This is a genomic window from Bhargavaea cecembensis (assembly GCF_001619585.1).
GTDB lineage: Bacteria > Bacillota > Bacilli > Bacillales_A > Planococcaceae > Bhargavaea > Bhargavaea cecembensis_A.
Genome location: NZ_LQNT01000001.1, coordinates 139770 through 160963, shown reverse-complemented (window position 1 = coordinate 160963; position 21194 = coordinate 139770). Strand labels below are relative to the sequence as shown.

The 21194-nt window shown below is 52.9% G+C and carries 17 protein-coding genes; 8 read left to right on the top strand and 9 right to left on the bottom strand.

Annotated features, from left to right (window positions below):
* Positions 1-196: 196 nt before the first annotated feature.
* Positions 197-1060: a MurR/RpiR family transcriptional regulator gene (locus tag AV656_RS00850; RefSeq protein ID WP_156484772.1), complete on the top strand. Its 864-nt coding sequence runs from the start codon at positions 197-199 to the stop codon at positions 1058-1060.
* 112 nt (positions 1061-1172) lie between these two features.
* Here the strand turns inward: AV656_RS00850 and AV656_RS00845 are convergent, their stop codons facing one another.
* Positions 1173-2849, bottom strand: a complete 1677-nt coding sequence (locus AV656_RS00845) for a formate--tetrahydrofolate ligase (protein WP_063177897.1) — start codon at positions 2847-2849, stop codon at positions 1173-1175.
* Between the two features lie 130 nt (positions 2850-2979).
* Between AV656_RS00845 and AV656_RS00840 the strand changes: the two genes are divergently transcribed.
* Positions 2980-3603 carry a DUF3298 and DUF4163 domain-containing protein gene (locus tag AV656_RS00840; RefSeq protein WP_082818548.1) on the top strand — a complete coding sequence of 208 codons (624 nt, stop codon included), beginning with the start codon at positions 2980-2982 and terminating at the stop codon, positions 3601-3603.
* A 35-nt stretch (positions 3604-3638) separates the two neighbouring features.
* On the opposite strand, the gene AV656_RS00835 is transcribed toward AV656_RS00840, so the two are convergent.
* Complete coding sequence (locus AV656_RS00835) at positions 3639-4241, bottom strand: alpha/beta hydrolase (RefSeq protein WP_063177895.1); 603 nt, start codon at positions 4239-4241, stop codon at positions 3639-3641.
* 176 nt (positions 4242-4417) lie between these two features.
* On the opposite strand from AV656_RS00835, the gene AV656_RS16250 reads away from it, so the two are divergent.
* The gene (locus AV656_RS16250) at positions 4418-4555 is read left to right on the top strand and encodes a hypothetical protein (protein WP_156484771.1); all 138 of its coding nucleotides are present in this window, start codon (positions 4418-4420) and stop codon (positions 4553-4555) included.
* A 486-nt stretch (positions 4556-5041) separates the two neighbouring features.
* Here the strand turns inward: AV656_RS16250 and AV656_RS00830 are convergent, their stop codons facing one another.
* Entirely contained in the window at positions 5042-5533 is a 492-nt protein-coding gene (locus AV656_RS00830; protein WP_063177893.1) for a PaaI family thioesterase, read from the bottom strand.
* Between the two features lie 310 nt (positions 5534-5843).
* Positions 5844-7097 carry a cytochrome P450 gene (locus tag AV656_RS00820; protein WP_063177887.1) on the bottom strand — a complete coding sequence of 418 codons (1254 nt, stop codon included), beginning with the start codon at positions 7095-7097 and terminating at the stop codon, positions 5844-5846.
* 157 nt (positions 7098-7254) lie between these two features.
* Between AV656_RS00820 and pepF the strand changes: the two genes are divergently transcribed.
* Both pepF and AV656_RS00810 read left to right on the top strand, forming a co-directional pair.
* Positions 7255-9069: an oligoendopeptidase F gene (gene pepF / locus AV656_RS00815; RefSeq protein ID WP_063177885.1), complete on the top strand. Its 1815-nt coding sequence runs from the start codon at positions 7255-7257 to the stop codon at positions 9067-9069.
* 138 nt (positions 9070-9207) lie between these two features.
* Entirely contained in the window at positions 9208-10491 is a 1284-nt protein-coding gene (locus AV656_RS00810) for an NCS2 family permease (protein WP_063177883.1), read from the top strand.
* A 64-nt stretch (positions 10492-10555) separates the two neighbouring features.
* On the opposite strand, the gene AV656_RS00805 is transcribed toward AV656_RS00810, so the two are convergent.
* Together AV656_RS00805 and AV656_RS00800 are read right to left on the bottom strand one after the other, a co-directional pair.
* On the bottom strand, positions 10556-11305 hold the full coding sequence (locus AV656_RS00805) for a MerR family transcriptional regulator (RefSeq protein WP_063177882.1): 750 nt from the start codon (positions 11303-11305) through the stop codon (positions 10556-10558).
* A gap of 133 nt (positions 11306-11438) precedes the next feature.
* Positions 11439-14024, bottom strand: a complete 2586-nt coding sequence (locus AV656_RS00800) for a cation-translocating P-type ATPase (RefSeq protein WP_063177880.1) — start codon at positions 14022-14024, stop codon at positions 11439-11441.
* Positions 14025-14193: 169 nt separating this feature from the next.
* On the opposite strand from AV656_RS00800, the gene AV656_RS00795 reads away from it, so the two are divergent.
* On the top strand, positions 14194-16251 hold the full coding sequence (locus AV656_RS00795) for a thioredoxin domain-containing protein (RefSeq protein WP_063177878.1): 2058 nt from the start codon (positions 14194-14196) through the stop codon (positions 16249-16251).
* Complete coding sequence (locus AV656_RS00790; protein WP_063177876.1) at positions 16248-16748, top strand: metallophosphoesterase family protein; 501 nt, start codon at positions 16248-16250, stop codon at positions 16746-16748. Before AV656_RS00795 ends, AV656_RS00790 begins: the two co-directional genes overlap by 4 nt.
* Positions 16749-16785: 37 nt before the next feature.
* Here the strand turns inward: AV656_RS00790 and AV656_RS00785 are convergent, their stop codons facing one another.
* Positions 16786-17370: a histidine phosphatase family protein gene (locus tag AV656_RS00785; protein ID WP_063177874.1), complete on the bottom strand. Its 585-nt coding sequence runs from the start codon at positions 17368-17370 to the stop codon at positions 16786-16788.
* A 120-nt stretch (positions 17371-17490) separates the two neighbouring features.
* Positions 17491-18357, bottom strand: a complete 867-nt coding sequence (locus AV656_RS00780) for an endonuclease/exonuclease/phosphatase family protein (RefSeq protein WP_063177872.1) — start codon at positions 18355-18357, stop codon at positions 17491-17493.
* Between the two features lie 207 nt (positions 18358-18564).
* On the opposite strand from AV656_RS00780, the gene AV656_RS00775 reads away from it, so the two are divergent.
* Positions 18565-18867: a DUF5658 family protein gene (locus tag AV656_RS00775; RefSeq protein WP_063177870.1), complete on the top strand. Its 303-nt coding sequence runs from the start codon at positions 18565-18567 to the stop codon at positions 18865-18867.
* On the opposite strand, the gene helD is transcribed toward AV656_RS00775, so the two are convergent.
* Entirely contained in the window at positions 18838-21096 is a 2259-nt protein-coding gene (helD, locus tag AV656_RS00770) for an RNA polymerase recycling motor HelD (RefSeq protein ID WP_063177868.1), read from the bottom strand. The genes AV656_RS00775 and helD overlap by 30 nt on opposite strands.
* Between the last annotated feature and the right edge of the window lie 98 nt (positions 21097-21194).

Genomic DNA, 21194 nt, shown 5'->3' with positions numbered 1-21194 from the left:
TATTTCATATTATATATTCAATATGAAATATTTATTTCGATTATACGGGGTGAGTTTGATCATGTAAAAGGATAAGGTTCCGATTTTAGAGTGGATTATTTGAAATTTAATTGATAATGAAATATCTGTTGCACTTTTTCTTTTATTCAAATAAGGTCAAAAGACAATAGAAAAATTAACGTTAGGATTTGATGTTTTGATTCAAAAAAATGTTTTTAAACATATTGCAGAAAACATGAATCAACTGAGTAAATCACAGAAGAAGATTGCCAACTACCTCTTGAAAAACGCCAACATGGTGCCCTTCTTCAAGGTCGCAACATTAGCAAAAAATGCGGGGGTCAGTGAAGCGACGGTCGTCAGGTTTGCAACGACCCTCGGATACAGCGGCTATCCGGAAATGCAACAGCATATGCAAGCCTCCATCCAGCAGCAGCTGACGTCGATGGACCGCTTAAAGATGTCTTCCCAGGTGTATGACGACAAAGAAAAAGCGATTTATGACATTTTCAATGACGACATCAGCAACATTAAGGCAACGATGGAAAACTTGGATGTCAAAGCGTTTCATAAAGCTGCCCAGTTACTTTTGGATGCTAAAAAAGTCTATATTTGCGCGAACAGAAGTACAGCGTCGCTTGGCATTTTCCTTCATTATTATTTAGACATGATTCTCGGGAACTCCAAACTGCTCGGATCATCTGAAGTGATTCCTGAACAACTTTATTCTTTGTCCGAAGATGATGTTGTCATTGGCATCAGTTTCGCCCGTTACTCAAGCAGCACCATCAACACGGTCGCCTACGCCAAAGAAATGGGAGCAGGCACGATCTCCATAACTGACAATCTTCTCTCCCCTCTTTTTCAGCATTCAGATGTCACCTTAACGGCTTCAAGCGATATGCCATCGTTCATCGACTCCTTCACCGCCCCGTTAAGTCTCATTAACGCCTTAATTGTTTATTTAGGGAAAGAGCGTGAACAGGAAGTCGAAATCCGGCTTATCAGGATGGAAGAGATTTGGAGCAAGTTTGGGAGCTTTTATAAGACAGAGACATGAGGGGACATGTCCTTTATACATAACTGGCGCTAACCCCTAAATTCATCATCCAAATCCAATCCATTCAAAGAAAACGGACCTCCCATTGTTCCGGGAGGTCCGTTTTAAGATGTTACATCAGGCCGACCGCATTTCCCTCTTGGTCGACGTCCATTCGCATGGCTGCCGGTTCCTTCGGAAGGCCGGGCATCGTCATGATATCACCGGTCAGACAGACGATGAACCCGGCTCCGAGTTTAGGGATTAGTTCGCGGATGGTAATTGTGAAGCCTTCCGGACGGCCCAGTACAGAAGGATCGTCGGTGAACGAGTACTGGGTCTTGGCCATGCAGACCGGCAGGATGTCCCAGCCCCGCCGCCTGATGTCGGACAGCTGCTTTTGGGCATGGTCTGTGAACCGGACGCCGGCCCCGCCGTAAACCTTTTTCACGATGGCTGCCACCTTGTCCTCGAAAGCATCGAGTTCATCATACACCGGGGCAAATTGGTTGCCTTCTGCGATCTGCTCCAGGACGAGCCGGGCGACCTCGGTACCGCCTGCTCCGCCCTGAGCCCACACATCGGCAACGGCTGCCCGGACACCCTGTTCCCGGCAATAATCGAGCACTGTTTCGATTTCTTCCTCTGTATCGGTAATGAAGCGGTTCAACGCCACGACCGGTTCGATTCCGAACGACCGGATGGTGTCGATATGCTTTGCCAGGTTTGGAAGTCCTCCGGCGACTGCAAGTGCATTTGCGCCGGAAAGGTCTTTTTTCGGAACACCGCCGTGCATCTTCAGCGCCCGGACAGTTGCGACGATGACCACTGCATCCGGCTTGAAGTCTCCCTGCCGTGCTTTAATGTCCATAAACTTTTCGGCACCCAGATCGGAGCCGAAGCCGGCTTCAGTGACCACGATATCCGCAAGCCGTTTCGCTGTCATTGTTGCTGCAAGCGAATTGCAGCCATGTGCAATGTTGGCAAATGGCCCTCCGTGGATCAGCGCAGGTGTGCCTCCGATCGTCTGAACAAGATTCGGCTTGAATGCCTCTTTCAGCAGAAGAGTCAGTGCCCCTTCCGCACCCAGATCGCGGACAGTCACCGGTTCTTTTCCGTAGGTATAGCCGATCACGATCCGGGCAAGCCGCTCCTTCAGGTCATCCAGTGACTTCGCCAGACAGAAAACGGCCATGATTTCAGATGCAACGGTGATGTCGAAACCATCTTCCCGCGGAATGCCGCCTGACGGCCCGCCCAGACCGACCGTTACATGCCGGAGTGCCCGGTCATTCATGTCCATCACACGTTTCCAGGTAATCCTTCTCGGATCGATGCCAAGCGTGTTGCCCCGGTGGAGATGGTTGTCGATCAGCGCGGACAGCGCATTGTTCGCCGTTGTAATCGCATGGATGTCCCCCGTGAAATGAAGATTGATGTCCTCCATCGGCAGCACTTGTGAATAGCCGCCGCCTGCAGCGCCGCCCTTTATCCCCATGACCGGTCCAAGTGACGGTTCGCGCAGCGCGACCATCGTTTTTTCGCCCAACAGGGAGAATGCATCGGCAAGCCCGACAGTCACTGTCGATTTCCCTTCACCGGCAGGGGTCGGGCTGATCGCCGTCACAAGCACAACCTTGCCGTCCGGATCGGCAGGAGCCAGCTTGTCCACATCGATTTTCCCTTTATAGCGGCCGTACGGTTCCAGTGCCTGTTCCGGAATCCCTGCTTTTGCTGCAATCTCATTAATCGGCTTCATCTCGGCGCGGCTGGCGATTTCCAGGTCTGTCAGCGGTGTCGTTGTCTTCATCACAAATTCCCCCTCCGGGCTGTCGTTATCTTCATTATAATGCCCTGAAAGCACCCGCCTTCTTCAGACTTCTTACAAAAGAATGACACCCAAACCTTTCTGACCGCATGAACTGAGGAAAACAGAAAGGATGATTTCGATTCCGTTCGATCTTCCTGTACAGATTGTGTCCCATCCCATCCACATGGCTACTCCAAAAATTGACCTGGTTTATCCGCAGGTAACCGGTCTCGCCAATCCGACTGCACAGTCGGCGATCAATTTACAGATCATTACCGAATTCACCAGGCTTGCCAAAGAACTTGGCTATGGAAACCCGAACCTCGTCGAAATGGTTGGCTACTATGAAGTGAAAACGAACGAACGCGGAGTGCTCAGCCTTCTCCTCGTTGTCTATTCCTTTACCGGTGGTGCACACGGCCTGACGCTGGCCAAAGGACTGACATTCGACGTGCACACCGGAAGGCGGTACCGTCTGGGAGACCTCTTCAAGACGGACAGTAACTATACCGATGTGCTTTCAGGCATCATCGGCGGGCTGATTAAAGAGTGGGAGGTCCCGGTCCTCGAGCCATTCGAGAAGATATCCCCTGACCAGGATTTTTATCTGGCCGACCATTCTCTGACCGTCTTTTTCCAGCTTTATGAGCTTACTCCATACGTCTACGGTTTTCCCTATTTTCCGATTCCGCTTAAATCGCTTGAGTCCATCATTGCAGATCCCAGTCCGGCAGCGACTCTGCTCCCATTTTAAAAAGCTCCGTTCCCCAAAGGGAACTGGAGCTTTTTTCAGTATTTATTTTTATACCAAGCTGCAGCCGCCTGGACTTCTGTCTGCGTCAGTGAGTGGCCAAAGTTCTCCCAATGGATTTGGACATCTGCACCCGCTCCCTCCAGAAGACTTTGCAGATCCTTCGCCTCATCCATCGGACAGATGGGATCATTGGTGCCGGCACCGATGAAGACCGACGTCCCTTTCAGTGGCGGAAGTTCCTTATCGCGGATCGGGACCATCGGATGGTGAAGGATCGCTCCCTTCAACGCATTTTCGTAATGGAACATCAGACTGGCCGCTATGTTGGCTCCGTTTGAATAACCGACTGCAATGACATTCTCCCGGTCAAACCCGTAGTCCTCTGCAGCCTTGCCGATGAAGGTATTCAGATCTTCGGTACGCTTGACCAGGTCTTCCAGGTCGAACACGCCTTCTGCCAGGCGCCTGAAAAATCGGGGCATGCCGTTTTCAAGCACATCTCCCCGGACACTCAGGATACCGGCATCCGGATCGATGAAATTGCCGATCGGGAGAAGATCATTTTCTGTTCCTCCGGTTCCGTGCAGGAGCAGAAGCGTCGGCTTGCCTTCTTTGCCTTCCTTGTAAATATGCTTCAATCGGATCCCTACTTTCTTTATCTCGAATTAAGGATAATGGTAACAGGTTTTGCCGCGCAAGAAAAGAGAGTTGTCTTTCTTAAAATAAAACCCAAAAAAATTATGCGTGAAATGTTTACTCCAATTCCTTCCGGGTAAAGTAACAGTACAAGGCGAACACCGCTGAATGCATCAGTTTGATCGATGCCGAAGGCGGAGAACTGCACAGCCTTGGCGGAAAATTTGCTTTATGTGACGAAGGTCTTTCTCGTCAGCGCCGCATGATCCGTGTTGGCCGGACCTTTAATCCGCAAGACGAATCATCAAAAGGATGATGGATCATGGAAACCAGGAGGACAAAAAAATAGGCAGATTGAAACACGGTATCTGCCAAAGCAATTGACCGGAGTGAATCCGGACAGCCAGTGCAATGGACTCAGGGGATGGTAGACGATGGACACCAGGAGGACACAAGAGAACCTGCCTGATCAGGCTTAGGTTTTCAGCATAGAACGAACGGATCGATTTTCCGTACGATCCTTGCACGTGACTCGGGAGATGGTGCCAATGGAAACCCGGAGGACGTCCGACAGGAAATGCGGCGAACAGTAAGTTTTTTGTAAAAGTGCATTTGACAGCCTGACTGTGAATTTGGTGGTCAATCAATTGACACCTTATGCCGGAAAGGCGACGGCAGTTTGGCCGATCACCTGCCACAGACGAGATGGACGACCTTCTTCGTCAGAGCAGTATTTGAATCAGCAAGTTTTCCGTTTGCAGAGAAACCGCCCGATCGTGGATCGGGCGGTTTCTCCTTTTTATTATTTCTGAAGGAAAGTTTCCGGCATAACCACAGCGACCACTTCACCTGTCACACATACTTCCCCGTCTGCTACAACCTCAACATTCACCTTAAACTTTTTCGGATGGATTTCCTCTACTCGACCGATTGCCTTCAGCACCTTACCGTGAGGTGTCGGCTTCTTGAAGTCTACATTGAGGGAGGCGGTGACGAACCGTGGCGGGTCCTCTCCATCCCCCGGTTCATGGCCGTTTTTTCTGTGCAGTGCCAAAGAGGCTGAACCGGTGCCGTGACAGTCGATCAGTGAGGCAATCACGCCCCCGTAGACAAATCCCGGAAGAGCAAGCTCATCGCCCGCAGGATCATAGTAGGTGACTGTTGCGTCCCCTTCCCAGCCCGTCCGAAAATGATGGCCCTTTGCATTTCGCCTTCCGCATCCGTAGCACCAGGCGTAATCATCCGGATACTCATCCTGGATGGCATGGACGATCTCTTTTGCTTCCTGTACCATCTGAACCCCTCCTCTTCACCCTATTATCTGTTTCCCCTTTTCGACAGCTTTTCCGGATATCCTGCTATCAAATTGATAAAGTGGAAATGTAGCACAAGGCAGTTCCGCCGTGTGAAACCACTTTTCGTACGCAAACGACTTGGATTCATACGCAAACTTCTGAGGCGCTCCACTCTTCGCACACGAATTTCTTGGATTCATACGCAAACCATGCCCCGCTGCTTATCTAACGCCTCCTAAAAAGATCTCCATAAAAAACTGCAGACAAAAGAGCTGCATGCTCATTTTGTCTGCAGAACCGGGTCGTTTTTCAGATTACTCGCCCCGTTACCCTGATATGATCCATGATGAAACGGTCTTTCGGGAGAGTCGGCATGCGGACCATGTTGATGGTGAGGTCCTGCTCCGGGACTTCGTAGGACAGTTTTTCTGTCAGGTACCGGACGCTTTCTTCGATAATCATGACCGCAATCGGTTCCCCCGGGCACCGGTGTCCGGTATCCGGATCTCCGCCGCCCTGCGGGATGAAGTTGAACCGGTCATCGGTAAAGTTATTGAACCGGTCTGGGTTGAATTCGTCCGGCTCTTCCCAGATACGCGGATCCCGGTTGATGCCATGCACATCCAAGATGACATGACGGCCCTCTTTGAACAGATAGCCTTTCCATTCGAAATCTTCTTTGACAACTGCCGGGAGGAAAGGTGTGAACGGATAAAAGCGCCGGATTTCGTTGGCAAAGTTATTAAGCTCTTTCGTGGTGCCGAGTTTGTTTTTCCACTCCGGGAAATCATGCAGGGCAAGTGCCGCGAACGCGACAAATCGGGCGACCGCGACAGCAGGCCGGATGACATTCAGCAGTTCGATGGCCGCCATATGGGCATCCAGCAGTTCCCCTTCTTCCTCATGGAAAGCGACCGTATGGACCGGAGTCCCTTCCTCGGCCTTCATCCTGCCGTCCCGGATTGCCTCGATCACTTCCTGGATCCAACCTTCCGTCTCCGTTCTGACCTTTTCCCCTTCGCGGTATCGTTTACCGACGCCGCCCGCTGCATCAATCATCACACCGACCTCATAGGCCCGCCGCCAGGATTCAGCGTCTGTCAGCGGAACGCCTGTCCACCGGCACATCGCCCTCAAAATCAGTTCCTCTGACTCATCAAACAGCACGGCCCGCCTTTTCTGTTCCATTTCCCGGCCCTTCCGCTTCCACTCTTCCTGAAGAATCGTCCGCAGATGGGCCAGCCTCTCCTCACCCATCATCGACATGAACATCGCTTTCCGGATCTTGTGCTTTTGTCCATCTTTCGTATGGATGCCGTTTACCCCGAACAGCGTTTTCTGGATCCGTTTTGGCATCGCGCCTTCCCGCTTGATCTTGGATTCATCATAAAACAACTCTGCGGCGTCCCGACCGGTCATGACGATCATCTTTTTACCGAGGATCCTTGCTTCGAAAACGTCTGTGTCCAGCCGGGACATCCGCTTTCCGACAAAGTTGTAGCCCTCTGTGACCACGTTTACCGTACTGTCAATCATCTTGATCTCTGGAATCTGTTTCGTCATCAGCACACCTCTTCTGTCAGATAGTCCTTCATGTATTCCCTGATTCCTCCATAGAATAACGTGTTTCTGCTAGTCAGAAAGCTCAGAATCTGCTTTCAATGATGGCCCGGATGTTATACAATTAATTCGACTACCGTAAGATTAGGAGGAAACACCAATGTCCGCAATTCCGCGTTCAGAAGTGAAGCTTGAAGAAACATGGAACCTGAGTGACCTGTTTGCTTCGGAAGCCGACTACGAAGCAAGGCTCGATGAAATCCGCGAAGCAGTGCGCAAGTTTGCAGAACAATACAAGGGCAAAATCACTGACGCAGCATCAGCTCTCGCAGCACTCAAGGACTACGCAGCCATCTACGAAAAGATTATTCCTGCGGGCACCTATGTCAGCCTGCTGCAGAGCGAAGATCAGACGAACAGTGACCACCAGATGAGAGGGGCGGCATTCGGCTCGCTGATGGCGAAAAGTTCTGCCGAGATGAGCTTCTTTGAGAGTGAACTTTCCCAGCTTCCTGAGGAAGAGCTTAAGCGGGCGATGGAACAGTCCGATGACTTCCGCATCTACCTGAGAGATATTCTCCGCTTCAAGCCACACAAGCTGCATCCTGAAGTGGAAAAAGTGCTCGCTTCGTTCTCTTCCGTATTCGATGCTCCTTATGAGCTCTACAATGTCACAAAACTCGTGGATATGGACTTCCCGGACTTCGAGGCCGGCGGCGAGCAGTTCCCGAACAGCTACAATCTGTTCGAGGGAACCTGGGAAACCGATCCGGATACGGAAAAGCGCCGAGCAGCCTACAAAGCGTTCTACAAGAAGCTGGCAGACTACCAGCACACAACTGCCAAAACATATGACACCCACCTCCAGACGGAAAAGACGACCTCCGACCTTCGCGGATTCGACACGGTCTTCGATTACCTGCTGTTCAACCAGGAAGTTGACCGTGAACTGTACGACCGCCAGATCGACCTCATCATGAACGAATTGGCACCGCACATGCGGCGCTACGCCAAGCTGCTGCAGGATGTGCATGGCATCGACCGGATGACGTTCGCAGACCTAAAAGTCCCGCTCGATCCGTCGTATGAGCCTAAAATCACGATCGAGGAGTCCAAGAAGTATATCTTCGATGCCCTGTCTGTTATGGGAGACGACTATTCCGAAATGCTGAAGCGCTCGTATGACGAACGCTGGACCGACTTTGCCCAGAACAAAGGCAAGTCCACCGGCGCATTCTGCTCAAGCCCATACGGAGTCCATCCTTATATCCTGATCTCCTGGTCGGGCAGCATGGAGGATGTTTTCGTCCTCGCACACGAACTGGGCCACGCCGGACATTTCTACAACGCCAACAGAGAGCAGGGTGTCTTCAACGCAAGGCCGTCTCTCTACTTTATCGAGGCGCCGTCCACGATGAACGAGATGCTGATGGCCAATCACCTGCTCAAGAACTCGGACGATCCGAGGTTCAAGCGCTGGGTCATCGCCTCCATCGTAGCGCGTACGTACTACCACAACTTCGTCACCCACCTTCTCGAAGCCGCCTACCAGCGCAAAGTTTACGAGCGGATCGATGCCGGACAGAGCGTCAATGCCGGTGTGCTGAATGAACTGAAGCGCGGTGTGCTTGAAGAGTTCTGGGGCAGTGATATCACGATCGAAGAAGGCGCTGAACTCACCTGGATGCGCCAGCCGCATTACTACATGGGCCTTTATCCGTATACCTACAGTGCAGGCCTCACGATTTCGACGCAGGTGTCCAAGCGGATCCTGGACGAAGGCGAGCCGGCTGTGAACGAGTGGCTGGAAGTTCTCCGTGCAGGCGGAACGAAGTCACCGGTGGAACTCGCGAAAATGGCAGGCGTCGACATCACGACGGATGCTCCGCTCCGCGACACCATCGCGTACATCGGCAGCCTGATCGACCAGCTTGAGCAGCTGACCGAAGAAGTCGCTTCCAACACAAAAGCCTGATTTGCCTCCCCCCTTCCGCTATTGCGGAGGGGGGCTTTAAATATCCGGAAAATCAGTGTATAATAAAGAATTGTGGCTTGCTCCATTAATGGAGTGAAGCGGGTTGGGAGAGGGATAACTGAATAGCAGGTTTTCTGTATGAAAAAAGATCTTTTTGATTTGAAGGGACACGGTACGAACATCCGGACGGAAGTGATGGCCGGTCTGGTCGGCTTCTTTACGATCGCCTACATCATTGCGGTCAACTCGTTTATTCTGGCCGAGTCCGGTATGCCGCTGGAAGGCGCCATGATCGCCACGATTCTGATTTCGTTCGTGGGCTGTCTCCTCATGGGCTTGTGGGCAAATGCGCCAATCCTCCTCGTACCGGGTATGGGCATCAACGTCATGTTCACCTACACGTTTGTCCACTCGATGGGCCTGGATTATCGGGCGGCGCTGACGCTTGTGTTCATCTCCGGCATTTTGTTCGTGGCTGTTGCATTCACGAAGCTGGGAGCCATCCTGAATCGGGTGATTCCACAATCCCTGAAGGTGGCCATTACGGTAGGAATCGGGCTGTTCCTGATTTTTATCGGCCTGGAGAAAGGCGGCATCATCGACCGCGGCACAAGTTCAATGATCGCACTGGGCGACCTGTCCGATCCCAGACTGATCGCCACGGTCCTGACGCTGCTCATCGCACTCGTTCTGTTTCTGAGAAACATCACGGGACACTTTCTCTGGGCGATGATCGCGGGAACCGCCATCGCGGCACTGTTCGGCATTATGCCTGACGGTTCCGGGAACGATGACATCTCCCTTGCTTCTTATGGCGATGTGTTTGCTGCCTGGTCGTTTGACAGTGTTCTCTCCATGGCGTTTATCGTCGGGACGTTTTCCCTGACGATGGTGACCGTCTTCGAGAACATCGGCCTTGTTCAGTCACACACCGCAGCAGCAGGCCGTCCGGAAAAGGCGGAGCGGGCATTACAGGCGACTTCGCTGTCCGCCATGCTGTCAGGATTGTTCGGCTCGAGCACGCCCGTGGCAACCGCAGAAACGGGCGCCGTCATCGCGGCAGGCGGCCGGACCGGACTCAGCGCAGTCACAGCAGGTATTCTATTCCTGCTGTCGGTCTTCTTTATCCCGGTCATCCAGTATATTCCGGACAACGCCATTGCGCCGATTCTACTGATTATCGGCGGACTGATGGTCCAGAATATCACCGACCTGGAGACATCTGACCTGACTGAGGCATTTCCTGCGATCTTCCTGATCGCCATGATTCCGTTTACCCAGAGCATTGCTGATGGCGTCGCGGTCGGGTTCATTCTCTATCCGATTCTGAAGCTGGCAAGCGGGCGGGCACGCGAGGTCGCCAAGCCGCTCTACGTGATCGCTGTCCTCTTCATCCTGAATTTTGCGGTTTATCTCGTGTGAGATGCCGCCATAGAAAAAGGCTTTCCGGATTCATTATCCGGAAAGCCTTTTATTATTTGTACAATCAGCCTTGAAGCCGATCAGACCGGATTCCCATCGCTTCTGCCATGAATCGGGCAAACCCGTCACCGAATTTGTCCATGTTTCGGGTGAACCGCTCATCCTGGATATACAGTTGCCCAAGCCCCTTGAAGGCTTCAGGTGAATAGGTGTGCCCCATGCTGTTCAGGAACGCATGCCATTCGCCGATTGCCTGCTGGACTTCTTCCGAATCAGGATCCTGATTTCTCATGGCGGCAAGTTTCCGGAACAAGGCTTCCATCTGTTCGCCGGTCTGCTTTTGCCCTTCCGGCCCCATGTTTGCCAGTGCCTGATTGGACCGGTCGACCGCCTCGTCTCCCCAGCGCCGCCGGGCTTCGTCCTCGTATGGATTATTTGTGAAGTCAAATCCCTCGAACTTCTCTTTATCCGTCATTTCAATTTCTCCTTTCGCGTCTTGTATGGTTTTCTCCAGAGTCCCGATCATCCGATCAAGCCTCGCCCTTTTTTCAAGCAGGGCCTCACGCTGCAGCAAAAGGGCCTCTTCCCTGTCAAATTCCGGGCTTTTCAAAATTTCACCGATGCGCTTCAGCTGAAAACCGAGTTCCCTGAAAAACAGAATCTGCTGGAGCGTTTCCAGGTCACGGTCTGAGTACTGCCGGTAGCCTGCCTCTGTCACCTGTTCGGGTGATAACAGGCCGATTCGGTCGTAATGATGAAGTGTCCGGATACTGATACCGGTCAGTTCTGCAACTTCCTTTACTTTTCGGAGCATCTCGACCTCCTCCTTCATTTCCTGAACCCAGTATAAGGTCTGACGTTACGTTAGGGTCAACACATCGATTCAAATAAATAACCGAATTCTACCTTTGGACGCGGGTAGAATTCGGAAAGGTTGCTGTTATTCTTTATGATTTCACGAAAAGCAATTTACCCGTCTGGATGATAACGAAAGGAACAAATGCCAGTCCGTAGACCATATATAGCTGTTCCTTGCCAAGCGGAGCCACTTCGAACAGACCAAGCGTCAAAACGAGATTCAGGAGGATAACGCCGATCAGAAAAGCGGTCCAGCAGGCGATGTTGGAAAAAATTCCGATCCTGAAAATGGAGTCTTTTGAGCGGCAGTTGAATCCGTGGAACAGCCGTGCGAGGCACAGCGTGGCAAAAGCCATCGTGGTGGCATCTGCGGGCCCCCCCGCAGTTAATCCATACTGGAAAGCAATGATCGTGACAGCGGCAATCAGCAGGCCTTCCAGGCTGATCTGCATGACATCCCGCTTGCTGAACAATCCTTCTTCCTTGTCCCTCGGTTTTTCCTTCATCACTTTTTTGCCATGCGGCTCCAGTCCGATGGCAATGGCCGGCAAGCTGTCCGTCAGCAGATTGATAAACAGAAGGTGGGCCGGAAGGAAAGGTACCGGGAGTGCCAGAAGAGAAGCGTACATCACGACGAATATCGCCCCTGCATTTCCGGACAATAAAAACTGGATGGCATTTTTGATATTGTTATACATGCTCCGGCCATTGGATACCGCTTTTACGATCGTTGAAAAGTTATCATCGGTCAGAACCATCGAGGATGCATCCTTGGCCACTTCCGTTCCGGCCATCCCCATGGCCACTCCGATGTCCGCCTGCTTGAGTGCCGGTGCATCATTCACGCCATCACCGGTCATGGCGACCACGTTCCCCTTTTCCTGCCAGGCTCTTACAATCCTGATTTTGTGTTCCGGGGAGACCCGTGCATAAACGGAATATTGTTCAATCTGGTCCTTTAATTCCTCATCAGACAGTTTTTCAATGTCTTTCCCTTCTATCGCCTCGGAGGGGTCATTTAAAATCCCGATCTGTCCGGCTATCGCGATGGCGGTAATTTTGTGGTCACCAGTGATCATGACGGGCTTGACCCCGGCCATGATACAATCTTCCACCGCCTGTTCGGTTTCTTCCCTCGGTGGGTCCATCATGGCGATCAGCCCCAGAAAAGTCAGTCCCTCTTCTTGGACGGCACCTGTTTTCAGCGGGAAGACTTCCTTATAAGCAAGTGCAAGGACACGCAGTCCCCCATCAGCAAACGAATGTGCGGCCTGCCTGATTGATTCAATCTGTTGCAGAGTGATGACCTGAACTCCGCCTGCCGTCTCGATGCGGCTGATTCTGGGAATCAGGACATCTGTTGCGCCTTTGGTGATCATCACCTGCTTATGGCCGATGCGGTGAATCGTCGACATGAACTTCCTGCGGGAATCAAAAGGCATCTCTCCGATGCGTTCATTCTGCTCCCGCTCCATCCTTTCATTAAATCCGTATTGCTTGCCGATGTTGACGAGAGCGATTTCTGTCGGGTCTCCGATTTCCTGTTCTCCTGCGGTCACGGCGTCATTGCACAGTAAGGCCATGCGCAGCAGCTTTTCGTGCTGTTTATTGCCGGGCTGCAACTGATCGGAGCCGATAATCTTCCCATCCGTGTAGAAATGCTGAACCGTCATTTTGTTCTGGGTCAGTGTCCCTGTTTTGTCTGAACAGATCACCGATATATTTCCCAGGCTCTCAACCGCATGCAGTTTACGGATGATGGCATTTTCTTTTGCCATCTTTTGTGTCCCGAAGGCGAGGACGATGGTCACAATGGAGCTCAGCGCCTCAGGAATGGCGGCGACCGCAAGGGAGACGGCGAACATGAACGAATCCGCCAGTTCACGCCCGCGAATGACATCCAATCCGAAAACGATCAGGCAGATCACCGTGATTCCGATGGCCAGCGCTTTTCCGAATTGATCCAGCCTTTCCTGGAGCGGGGTGCTTTTTTCCTTGGCGTTTTCGAGCAGATCCGCAATCTTTCCGATTTCTGTATCCATGCCGATCGCCGTCACAACCGCTTTGCCTCTGCCGTTTGTCACAAAACTCCCTGAAAACGCCATGTTTTTCCTATCGCCAAGTGCGACATGGTCTGCCGGAACGAAGTCCGCACTTTTTTCTGCCGGTACTGATTCGCCGGTCAGGGAACTTTCGTTGATGAGGAGGCTGTGGCTCTCCAATATGCGGGCGTCCGCACAAATATAGTCTCCGGCGTTGATAATCAAAAGGTCACCGGTCACGACTTCACGCGATGGAATCTGAACGACCTTGCCATTTCTCATGACATTTGCAGACGGAGCCGCCAAGGCCTTCAGACTGTTCAACGATTTTTCCGCTTTAACGTGCTGGATGGTACCCAGCGCCGCATTCAGCAGGACAACTGTCAGAATGACAATCGAACTTTCCACTTCTCCCAGGAACGCGGAGATGATGGCGGCAATATTTAAGATAATCACCAGGAAATCTTTGAATTGGTCTACGAATACGGCGCCGGCACTTTTCCGCTTCTCTTCCTGCAGCTCATTAAATCCGTGTTCTTCCTGCCTCAGCCTGACTTCTTCATCTGACAAACCTGTCCCGATCGCTTCAGGCTCGTTCTTTTTCGGCCTGACCGGTTCTATGATTACATTCATGCGGCTACCCCTCCATCGTATATGGCGATATCTCATGCAGTGGACAAGTTCTTCTTCATGTGAAGGTATGCGGAATGAACCTGTTCCATGCAGATCCTGTCAACTTTCCGGGCATTTGTTTTTGCCTGGCGCATAACAGGCTATACTTGGACTAGGAAGGAGTGGGAAAATGAGCGATTCCAATCAAACGAACCGATTAATCAACGAAAAGTCCCCCTATCTTCTTCAGCACGCCCAAAACCCTGTTGACTGGTATCCATGGGGAGAAGAAGCTTTCCGGAGAGCGAAGGAAGAGAACAAGCCGGTCTTTGTCTCGATCGGCTATTCCACATGTCATTGGTGCCATGTGATGGCCCATGAATCGTTCGAGGACGAAGAAGTTGCAGCGCTCATCAATGAGTACTTTATCCCCGTCAAGGTGGATCGTGAGGAACGTCCGGATATTGACGCCATCTACATGGAGGCCTGCATGAAGTTGACCGGCCAGGGCGGATGGCCGCTGAGCGCCTTTCTCACCCCTGACCAGAAGCCATTCTATATCGGCACCTATTTCCCGAAAACGGGCAAGTACGGCAGGCCGGGCATGATGGACGTCCTGCCTCAACTGCACGATGTGTATACCAATGATCCGGAGCGGGTCAATGAGATCGGCAACCGGATGAAAGAAGCACTGGAAGTCCGTGCCGAACCGGGAAACGGGGAAATCCCCGCATCCACGCTCCATCAGGCATTCGGTCAGTTGGCGCGGCTGTATGACGGCGTCTACGGAGGATTCGGCGGCGCGCCAAAATTCCCGTCGCCCCATCAGCTTCTTTATCTGTTCCGCTACTTCGAATGGCATGGTGAGCCAATGGCATTCGAGATGGCGGACCGGACGCTGGATGCGATGGCCTCAGGCGGAATCTATGACCAGATCGGGTCCGGGTTTGCCCGTTACTCCGTCGACGAATACTGGCTCGTCCCCCACTTTGAGAAGATGCTGTACGATCAGGCCATGCTCATGATGGCGTATACAGAAGCCTTCCAGATTTCCGGCGATGCCCGCTATGAGGGGATCGTGAAGGATCTGTTCAGTTTTATCAGCCGTGAAATGACCCATCCCGAAGGCGGATTCTATTCTGCGCTTGATGCGGACAGCGAGGGTGCGGAGGGCACCTACTACCTGTGGACGGAAGAAGAAGTGTTCTCCCTCCTTGATGAAAAAGAGGCAGAGATCGTCTGCGCAGTATATGACATCACGCCGGGCGGGAATTTCGAGGGCAAAAGCATTCCGAATATGGTCGGTCTCGAACTGGAAGCCGTGACAAGCGAATTCGGGATTTCAGAAGAGGAAGTGGAACGCATCCTGGACGAATCCCTGCCGAAAATGCTGGCGTACCGGGAGAAGAGGATTTATCCGCATCTTGATGACAAGATCCTCACCTCCTGGAATGGCCTCATGATTGCGGCTTTGGCAAAAGCCGGTGCGGCGTTTTCCGATTCCGGCATGGTCGAGGCGGCAAAGCAGGCAGCGGATTTTATCGGCGAACATCTTGATGCCGGAGACTACCTTTTTGCCAGATGGCGTGACGGGGAAGCCCGGTTCCATGCTTACCTGGATGACTATGCTTACCTGATCTGGGGGCAGCTCGAGCTTCACCAGGCAACCGGACAAGAACGGTACGCCTCAGAAGCTGTGCGTCTTGCCGGCATCCTGGAAGAACGTTTTGCAGACGGTCCCGGAGCCTTCTTCTTCACCGACCGGGAAGGAGAAACGCTTCTCACAAGAAGCAAGGATATTCTCGATGGCGCCCTGCCGTCAGGCAATGGCATTGCCGCCATGCAGCTGTGGAGGATCGGCAAGCTGACCGCGGATGAGCGCTGGATCAGCAGATCGGAAGCCATTATGTCGGAATTCGCGGGAGAAGCGGACCAATACCCGAACGGCACGCTCGGCCTGCTCATGGCAAGGATGGCATTCGAGGCCGGCGGACGTGAAATTGTCGTCACCGGCAGTCACCCGGAAAATCGTGAAGAACTGCTCGAAGCGCTTCGGGCAACTTTCCTGCCGTTTGACGTCTGGACAGAGCCGGCGGATGACAATGGACCGCTTATCCGCCTGACCTCAGGAAAAACAGATGACCGCCATCCGCTGACCGCCTTTGTCTGCGAAAGTAACGTGTGCCGCGCACCTGTCCACGGACCGGAACAGATTCTAATTGCTCTGGGCTTGGATGGAGCCACATGAAGATTGTCATCCTGGGTGATACCCATATGCCCCGCATGGCCAAAGCCCTGCCCCCAAGGCTCATCGCAGAGCTTGAAACCGCAGATGGGATCATCCATACAGGAGATTGGCAGACGCTTGAGGTTTTACACGAGCTAAAGCGCTTTGCACCGGTCGATGGCGTATACGGAAATGCCGACTCCCCGGAAATCAGGGAACTGTTCGGCAGAGAAAAACGTTTTATCTTTGATGGCATTGCGGTCTCTCTCGTTCATGGGGACGGGAAAGGCAAGACGACGCCACTACGCGCTCTGGAGACGTTCAGGGAAGAACAGCCGGATATTATTCTCTTCGGCCATTCCCATATCCCCTATCACGAACGGCACGATGGGATCGTCCTGTTCAATCCCGGCTCTCCGACCGATAAACGGAGGCAGCCGGAGTTTTCATTTGGGATCCTTGAGACAGCGGGTACCGGATTCTCCCTTCGCCATATTTTCTACAGCAGCAAAGTTTAAAGCCCGGAAGACGTCGAGTCTTCCGGGCTTTTGGGGATCAGGCATCCGACAGATGCTTCGTGCAGTTATATAGCGTGCACAGGTTCCGGTCATCTTGCATCTCTACGACAGTCACTGACGTATTGAGAATCCGGTCTGACTGCTCCAGGTCAGGAACCACTGCCTGAAGCAGCCGCCTGATAAAACCGCCGTGAGTGACCAGGAGCACATTTTCTTCGGGCCGCTTCCTGATTTCTTCAAGAAGTTCCACTCCCCGGGCCACCATATCTTCATCGGGCTCCATTCCGAGCGAAGGCAGAAGTGAACGCCACTCGCTGCCCCATCTCTCGACCCGGTCCTGTTCCGTCGTCCCTTCCAGCTGGCCGCCGTACACTTCAACCAGCCGGTCATCGGTGACCAGCGGAATGCCCGGGTTTTCTTTGCTGATGATTTCTGCAGTCCTGAGCGCACGCTTCAGCGGACTGGCGTAGATGATTTCCCAATCTTCATCCGCCAGACGGACCGCTGCTTTTTCCGCTTCGGCGATGCCTTCAGGAGCAAGCGGGATATCCGAATGTCCCTGCCATTTCCGTTCCTGATTCCACGTGGTCACGCCATGGCGGACAAATCCGATCCGTTTCATACAAAATCCCTCCTACACCCGTTAACGGGCCGTTCTCTATAACCTTTCGACCGGCAGCCTCTGAATCCTTCCCTTGGACGCAAAAAAGACCGCAGGTGCGGTCCTCGATGGATAGTCTTTTCAGTTTGGCATTAGCGCCTTCCGGCTGGTCTTTTCTGCTGCAAAAGGAATGGCGAGTTCCGCCACGATCGGCATATGGTCGGATGCGTGGGTGTCAATGACTCGCGCATTGCGGGTCCCCTCCACTCCCTTGTAGAAAAGATAGTCGATTCTGGATTCAGGCTCTGAATCAATACCGGAAGCGCCTTTAAAGCGGCTCGGGTACGTCAGGGATTCTTCCAGCCTGACTCCGTCAAATGCATCCCGGAATCTTAATCGTACTCTTTGGATCTCCGGGTGGTCCGGGACAGCATTAAAGTCTCCGGCGATTACTGCCGGGAAAAGCGTACCTTCTGCGATTTCCAGCAGCTCGCCGATATTCGACCGGAGTCCTTCTTCATGCAGGGCCAGATGGGTATTGAACACGCTAAGATACGTTTCGCCCAGATCAATTACAGTTTCCAGTACCCCCCTTGGCTCTGAACCTTCCGGAGGTTTATCAACCTCCCGGTAAGCGTGATTCACCGCATATTTGATCGGAAAACGGCTGAGGACCGCATTGCCGTATTTTCTGGCCGGCTGTCCGGGAATGAGCGGCGGCTCGACCAGGTTCGGTCCGTAGCTGTACGACATGTCCAGCATTTCGGCAAGGCAGGCAGCCTGATCCCTGAAGCCGCTACGGCCGGAATAGTGGCTGTCTACTTCCTGCAGAGCGATGATGTCCGCTCCGCTTGAGCGGATCACCCGGGCGATCCGTCCAAGATCCACCCTGCCGTCCATCCCTCGGCCGTGGGCGATATTGTAGGACATGATGCTCACCATCCTCACAGCACCTGCTTCCTGACCTGCCGTAAGCCCAGCCATGGACATTGCCGGTTTTCCTGTCATGAAATCTCTCCTTTTTGTGTGGTTTCTCTGACGGGGAAAATTGCTGCCTGTTTCCCCTCATACTCTAACCGCACAACATGTCGAGAGTGTAAGGGCTGTGTTAAAGATTGTAAAGTTGACTTGCCCGTGTTCATGAAATCTACAAGAACAGGGCTGAAATCAATGCACCGCGGGCAGGATGGATTAAAACGATAAGGTGGTCCGGCAATGAAAACCGATACACTCTTGCACCCCTCCATTCTCCTTCTGCTCCTATCCGTGGCAGATACTTATTTAACACTCACCGGGATTGCGGGAGGCTACATCCGGGAAGCCAACCCCCTCATGGATGCCTTACTGAAGGTTGAGCCTGCCTATTTCTTCGCGGTGAAACTCGCACTTCCCGCGATCCTGGTCGTCTTATCCCATGCAATCGGAGAATCGCGGCCTGTCCGGATCCTCATGAACGGGGCCCTCACCGTATATGTCACGGTGTTCCTATTACATGCGGTCTGGATTCTCCTGATCTGAGCGGCGGCCCAGAAGCGCACTGAAATCGCCGATCAGGTGCAGTTCGTGCATCGGCCGGGTCATTGCCACATACAGCAGCTTACGGTCCAGTTCTTCATCCCTGAACGGGTCACTGAATGCAGCGACCATCACGGCATCAAACTCCAGACCCTTTGCCAGATGCCCGGGTACGATGAGAAGGCGGCCTGATTCAGGCACGGATCCCTGGCTGAGGAGCATCACTTCACCATCCCCACCGGCAAGGCCGGCAAACATATCCGCCGCCTCTCGCGCAGTCTTCGTGATCAGTGCAACCGACCGGTGGCCTCTGGAACGTATTGCCCGGTAAAGTTCATGCACCGCTTCGGGATCAAATGTCTCAGCCTGGTGCACTTCCGGTTGAGGTCCGTGCCGGACAACCGGTTCAACGAGCGGAAGGCCGGCAGCCAGCCCGCCGAGCACCTTGTTTGCGGATTCCATAATTTCTGCGGTCGTCCGGTAGCTTTTCTGGAGTGTCCGGTAGGCAGCGCGCGGAAACAGGTTCCGCACCGTCTCCCAGTCCCGAACGGACCGGTAGGAATGGATCCCCTGCGCAAGGTCCCCGACAATGGTGAACATGTCTGTATCCAGGGCATCCCGGAGGGCAGCCAGTTGGAATGCACTGTAATCCTGGGCTTCATCGATGAAGACCGAACGCATCTTCCACTCATCAGGTATCCCCTTGAGGCGTGCCTGCAAATAAAGCAGGGCCGCCAGATCCTCGGTCTCCCAACGTTCTTCGCCCGCTGCCTTTACACAAACCTCCCTTTCCGTTTCTGTCCAATCACAGGCGGTTTTTCGGATGAACTCTTCATCTGTACACCATCTGCGGTAAAGCTGTTTGATATTGTAGGCGCGAAAACGCTTCATATAGGTGGCTGCTGTCTTCTTCCCCTCCCGCTCGATGGCCGGAAGACGCACATCCCGCTCATCGATCAGACGGGTCGTCTGTTCGCGCCGCCGCCGGTCATCCCGGATGCCGAACAGCGCCTTGTCCAAAGCCTGCTCGTAACGGACGGTCAGCGTGGCAAGGATTTCCTTCCGCTTTCTGGCTGTTTCCGTTTTGAGGATGCCGGCAATCCGGTCAAGACGCTTCTGAAGAGGCAGGTAACTGAATTCATTGAGGAAAAGCCGCCTGAGCCGTTCTTTTTTAATGATCCGGAACTTCTCGATAAACACATCTTCAAACAAGAGCGCGGTTTCTTTTTCAATCATGGCCACATATCGGTCAAGGGCATCCCGGTAAGCAAGGGACCCCTTCAGCCGAGAGAGAAGTAGCGTATTGCTGTCCACTGCGCTTCCCTCTGCAAGCCGCTCCAGTTTCCTGTTTGGATCTGCCACCTTCAGCTTCAGGCCGGTCGCCCCGAGCACAAATGTCTCGAAAGTGGTCTGACGGATTTTATCAACGCCCAGTTCAGGCAAGACATCCGAAATATAACCGATGAACAGTTCACTCGGTGCGAGGATCATCAATTTCTCCGGGGGAAAATTACCGCCCATTGTATAGAGGAAATAGGAAATACGATGAAGGGCGATTGTCGTTTTGCCGCTTCCTGCCGCTCCCTGGACGATGATCGGCCGCTTCAGGTTGGCACGGATGATTTCATTCTGCTCTTTCTGAATGGTCGAAACGATTTCCGTCAGTCGGACGTCCGCCTTTCCGGACAGTGCCTCCTGGAGAAGTTCATCATTCGTCGTCAAGTCGATATCACGGATATCCTTCAGGGTACCGCCTTCGATCTTGTACTGGCGTTTGGCATACAAATGTCCGCGGTTTTCTTCCCCGTTCACCTCGTAGGTGACATCCCCGATGCGCCCGTCATAATAGACGTTTGCAACCGGAGAGCGCCAGTCCACAATGACCGGCTCCTGCGTTTCCCTGTGAAACAGCGACGTCTTGCCGATGTAGAGCAGTTCGGCCCCTTCCCCTTCTTTTTTGAAATGGATCCTGGCAAAGTAAGGATTCTGAAGAACAGCTTCCATCTCTTCCTTCCGCCCTGCTGCCATCTCAAAGAATCGAGCATTCGTCAGGATATTGATGTAGCTTTGGCTCGAGTCCAAGTGCTCAAGATCTCCCATGGACTGGCGGATATTCTCCCTTGACTTCGCCGCTTCCCGTTCGGTTTCAGCGAGCAGACGCTGCATATATTCCTTGGTATATTCCAGCCGTTCCATTTCTTCCGAATAATCCGGATGATTGTTTGCCCCCATGGCACTCCCCCTCACACCCTATGTCTTCGCAGAAAACAGGACAGCATTGTACCACTCCTGTGGGGCAGCTTCAAGACGTCTTACAAAGGACCGTCGGA

Coding starts and splice junctions, on each gene's coding strand:
- AV656_RS00820 (WP_063177887.1), bottom strand. CDS start 7,097: ATGACGAAACAGATTCCAGAGATCAAGATGATTGACAGTACGGTAAAC.
- AV656_RS00790 (WP_063177876.1), top strand. CDS start 16,248: ATGAAGATTGTCATCCTGGGTGATACCCATATGCCCCGCATGGCCAAA.
- AV656_RS00805 (WP_063177882.1), bottom strand. CDS start 11,305: ATGCTCCGAAAAGTAAAGGAAGTTGCAGAACTGACCGGTATCAGTATC.
- AV656_RS00800 (WP_063177880.1), bottom strand. CDS start 14,024: ATGAATGTAATCATAGAACCGGTCAGGCCGAAAAAGAACGAGCCTGAA.
- AV656_RS00795 (WP_063177878.1), top strand. CDS start 14,194: ATGAGCGATTCCAATCAAACGAACCGATTAATCAACGAAAAGTCCCCC.
- helD (WP_063177868.1), bottom strand. CDS start 21,096: ATGGGGGCAAACAATCATCCGGATTATTCGGAAGAAATGGAACGGCTG.
- pepF (WP_063177885.1), top strand. CDS start 7,255: ATGTCCGCAATTCCGCGTTCAGAAGTGAAGCTTGAAGAAACATGGAAC.
- AV656_RS00830 (WP_063177893.1), bottom strand. CDS start 5,533: ATGGTACAGGAAGCAAAAGAGATCGTCCATGCCATCCAGGATGAGTAT.
- AV656_RS00845 (WP_063177897.1), bottom strand. CDS start 2,849: ATGAAGACAACGACACCGCTGACAGACCTGGAAATCGCCAGCCGCGCC.
- AV656_RS00775 (WP_063177870.1), top strand. CDS start 18,565: ATGAAAACCGATACACTCTTGCACCCCTCCATTCTCCTTCTGCTCCTA.
- AV656_RS00780 (WP_063177872.1), bottom strand. CDS start 18,357: ATGACAGGAAAACCGGCAATGTCCATGGCTGGGCTTACGGCAGGTCAG.
- AV656_RS00840 (WP_082818548.1), top strand. CDS start 2,980: ATGATTTCGATTCCGTTCGATCTTCCTGTACAGATTGTGTCCCATCCC.
- AV656_RS00785 (WP_063177874.1), bottom strand. CDS start 17,370: ATGAAACGGATCGGATTTGTCCGCCATGGCGTGACCACGTGGAATCAG.
- AV656_RS00810 (WP_063177883.1), top strand. CDS start 9,208: ATGAAAAAAGATCTTTTTGATTTGAAGGGACACGGTACGAACATCCGG.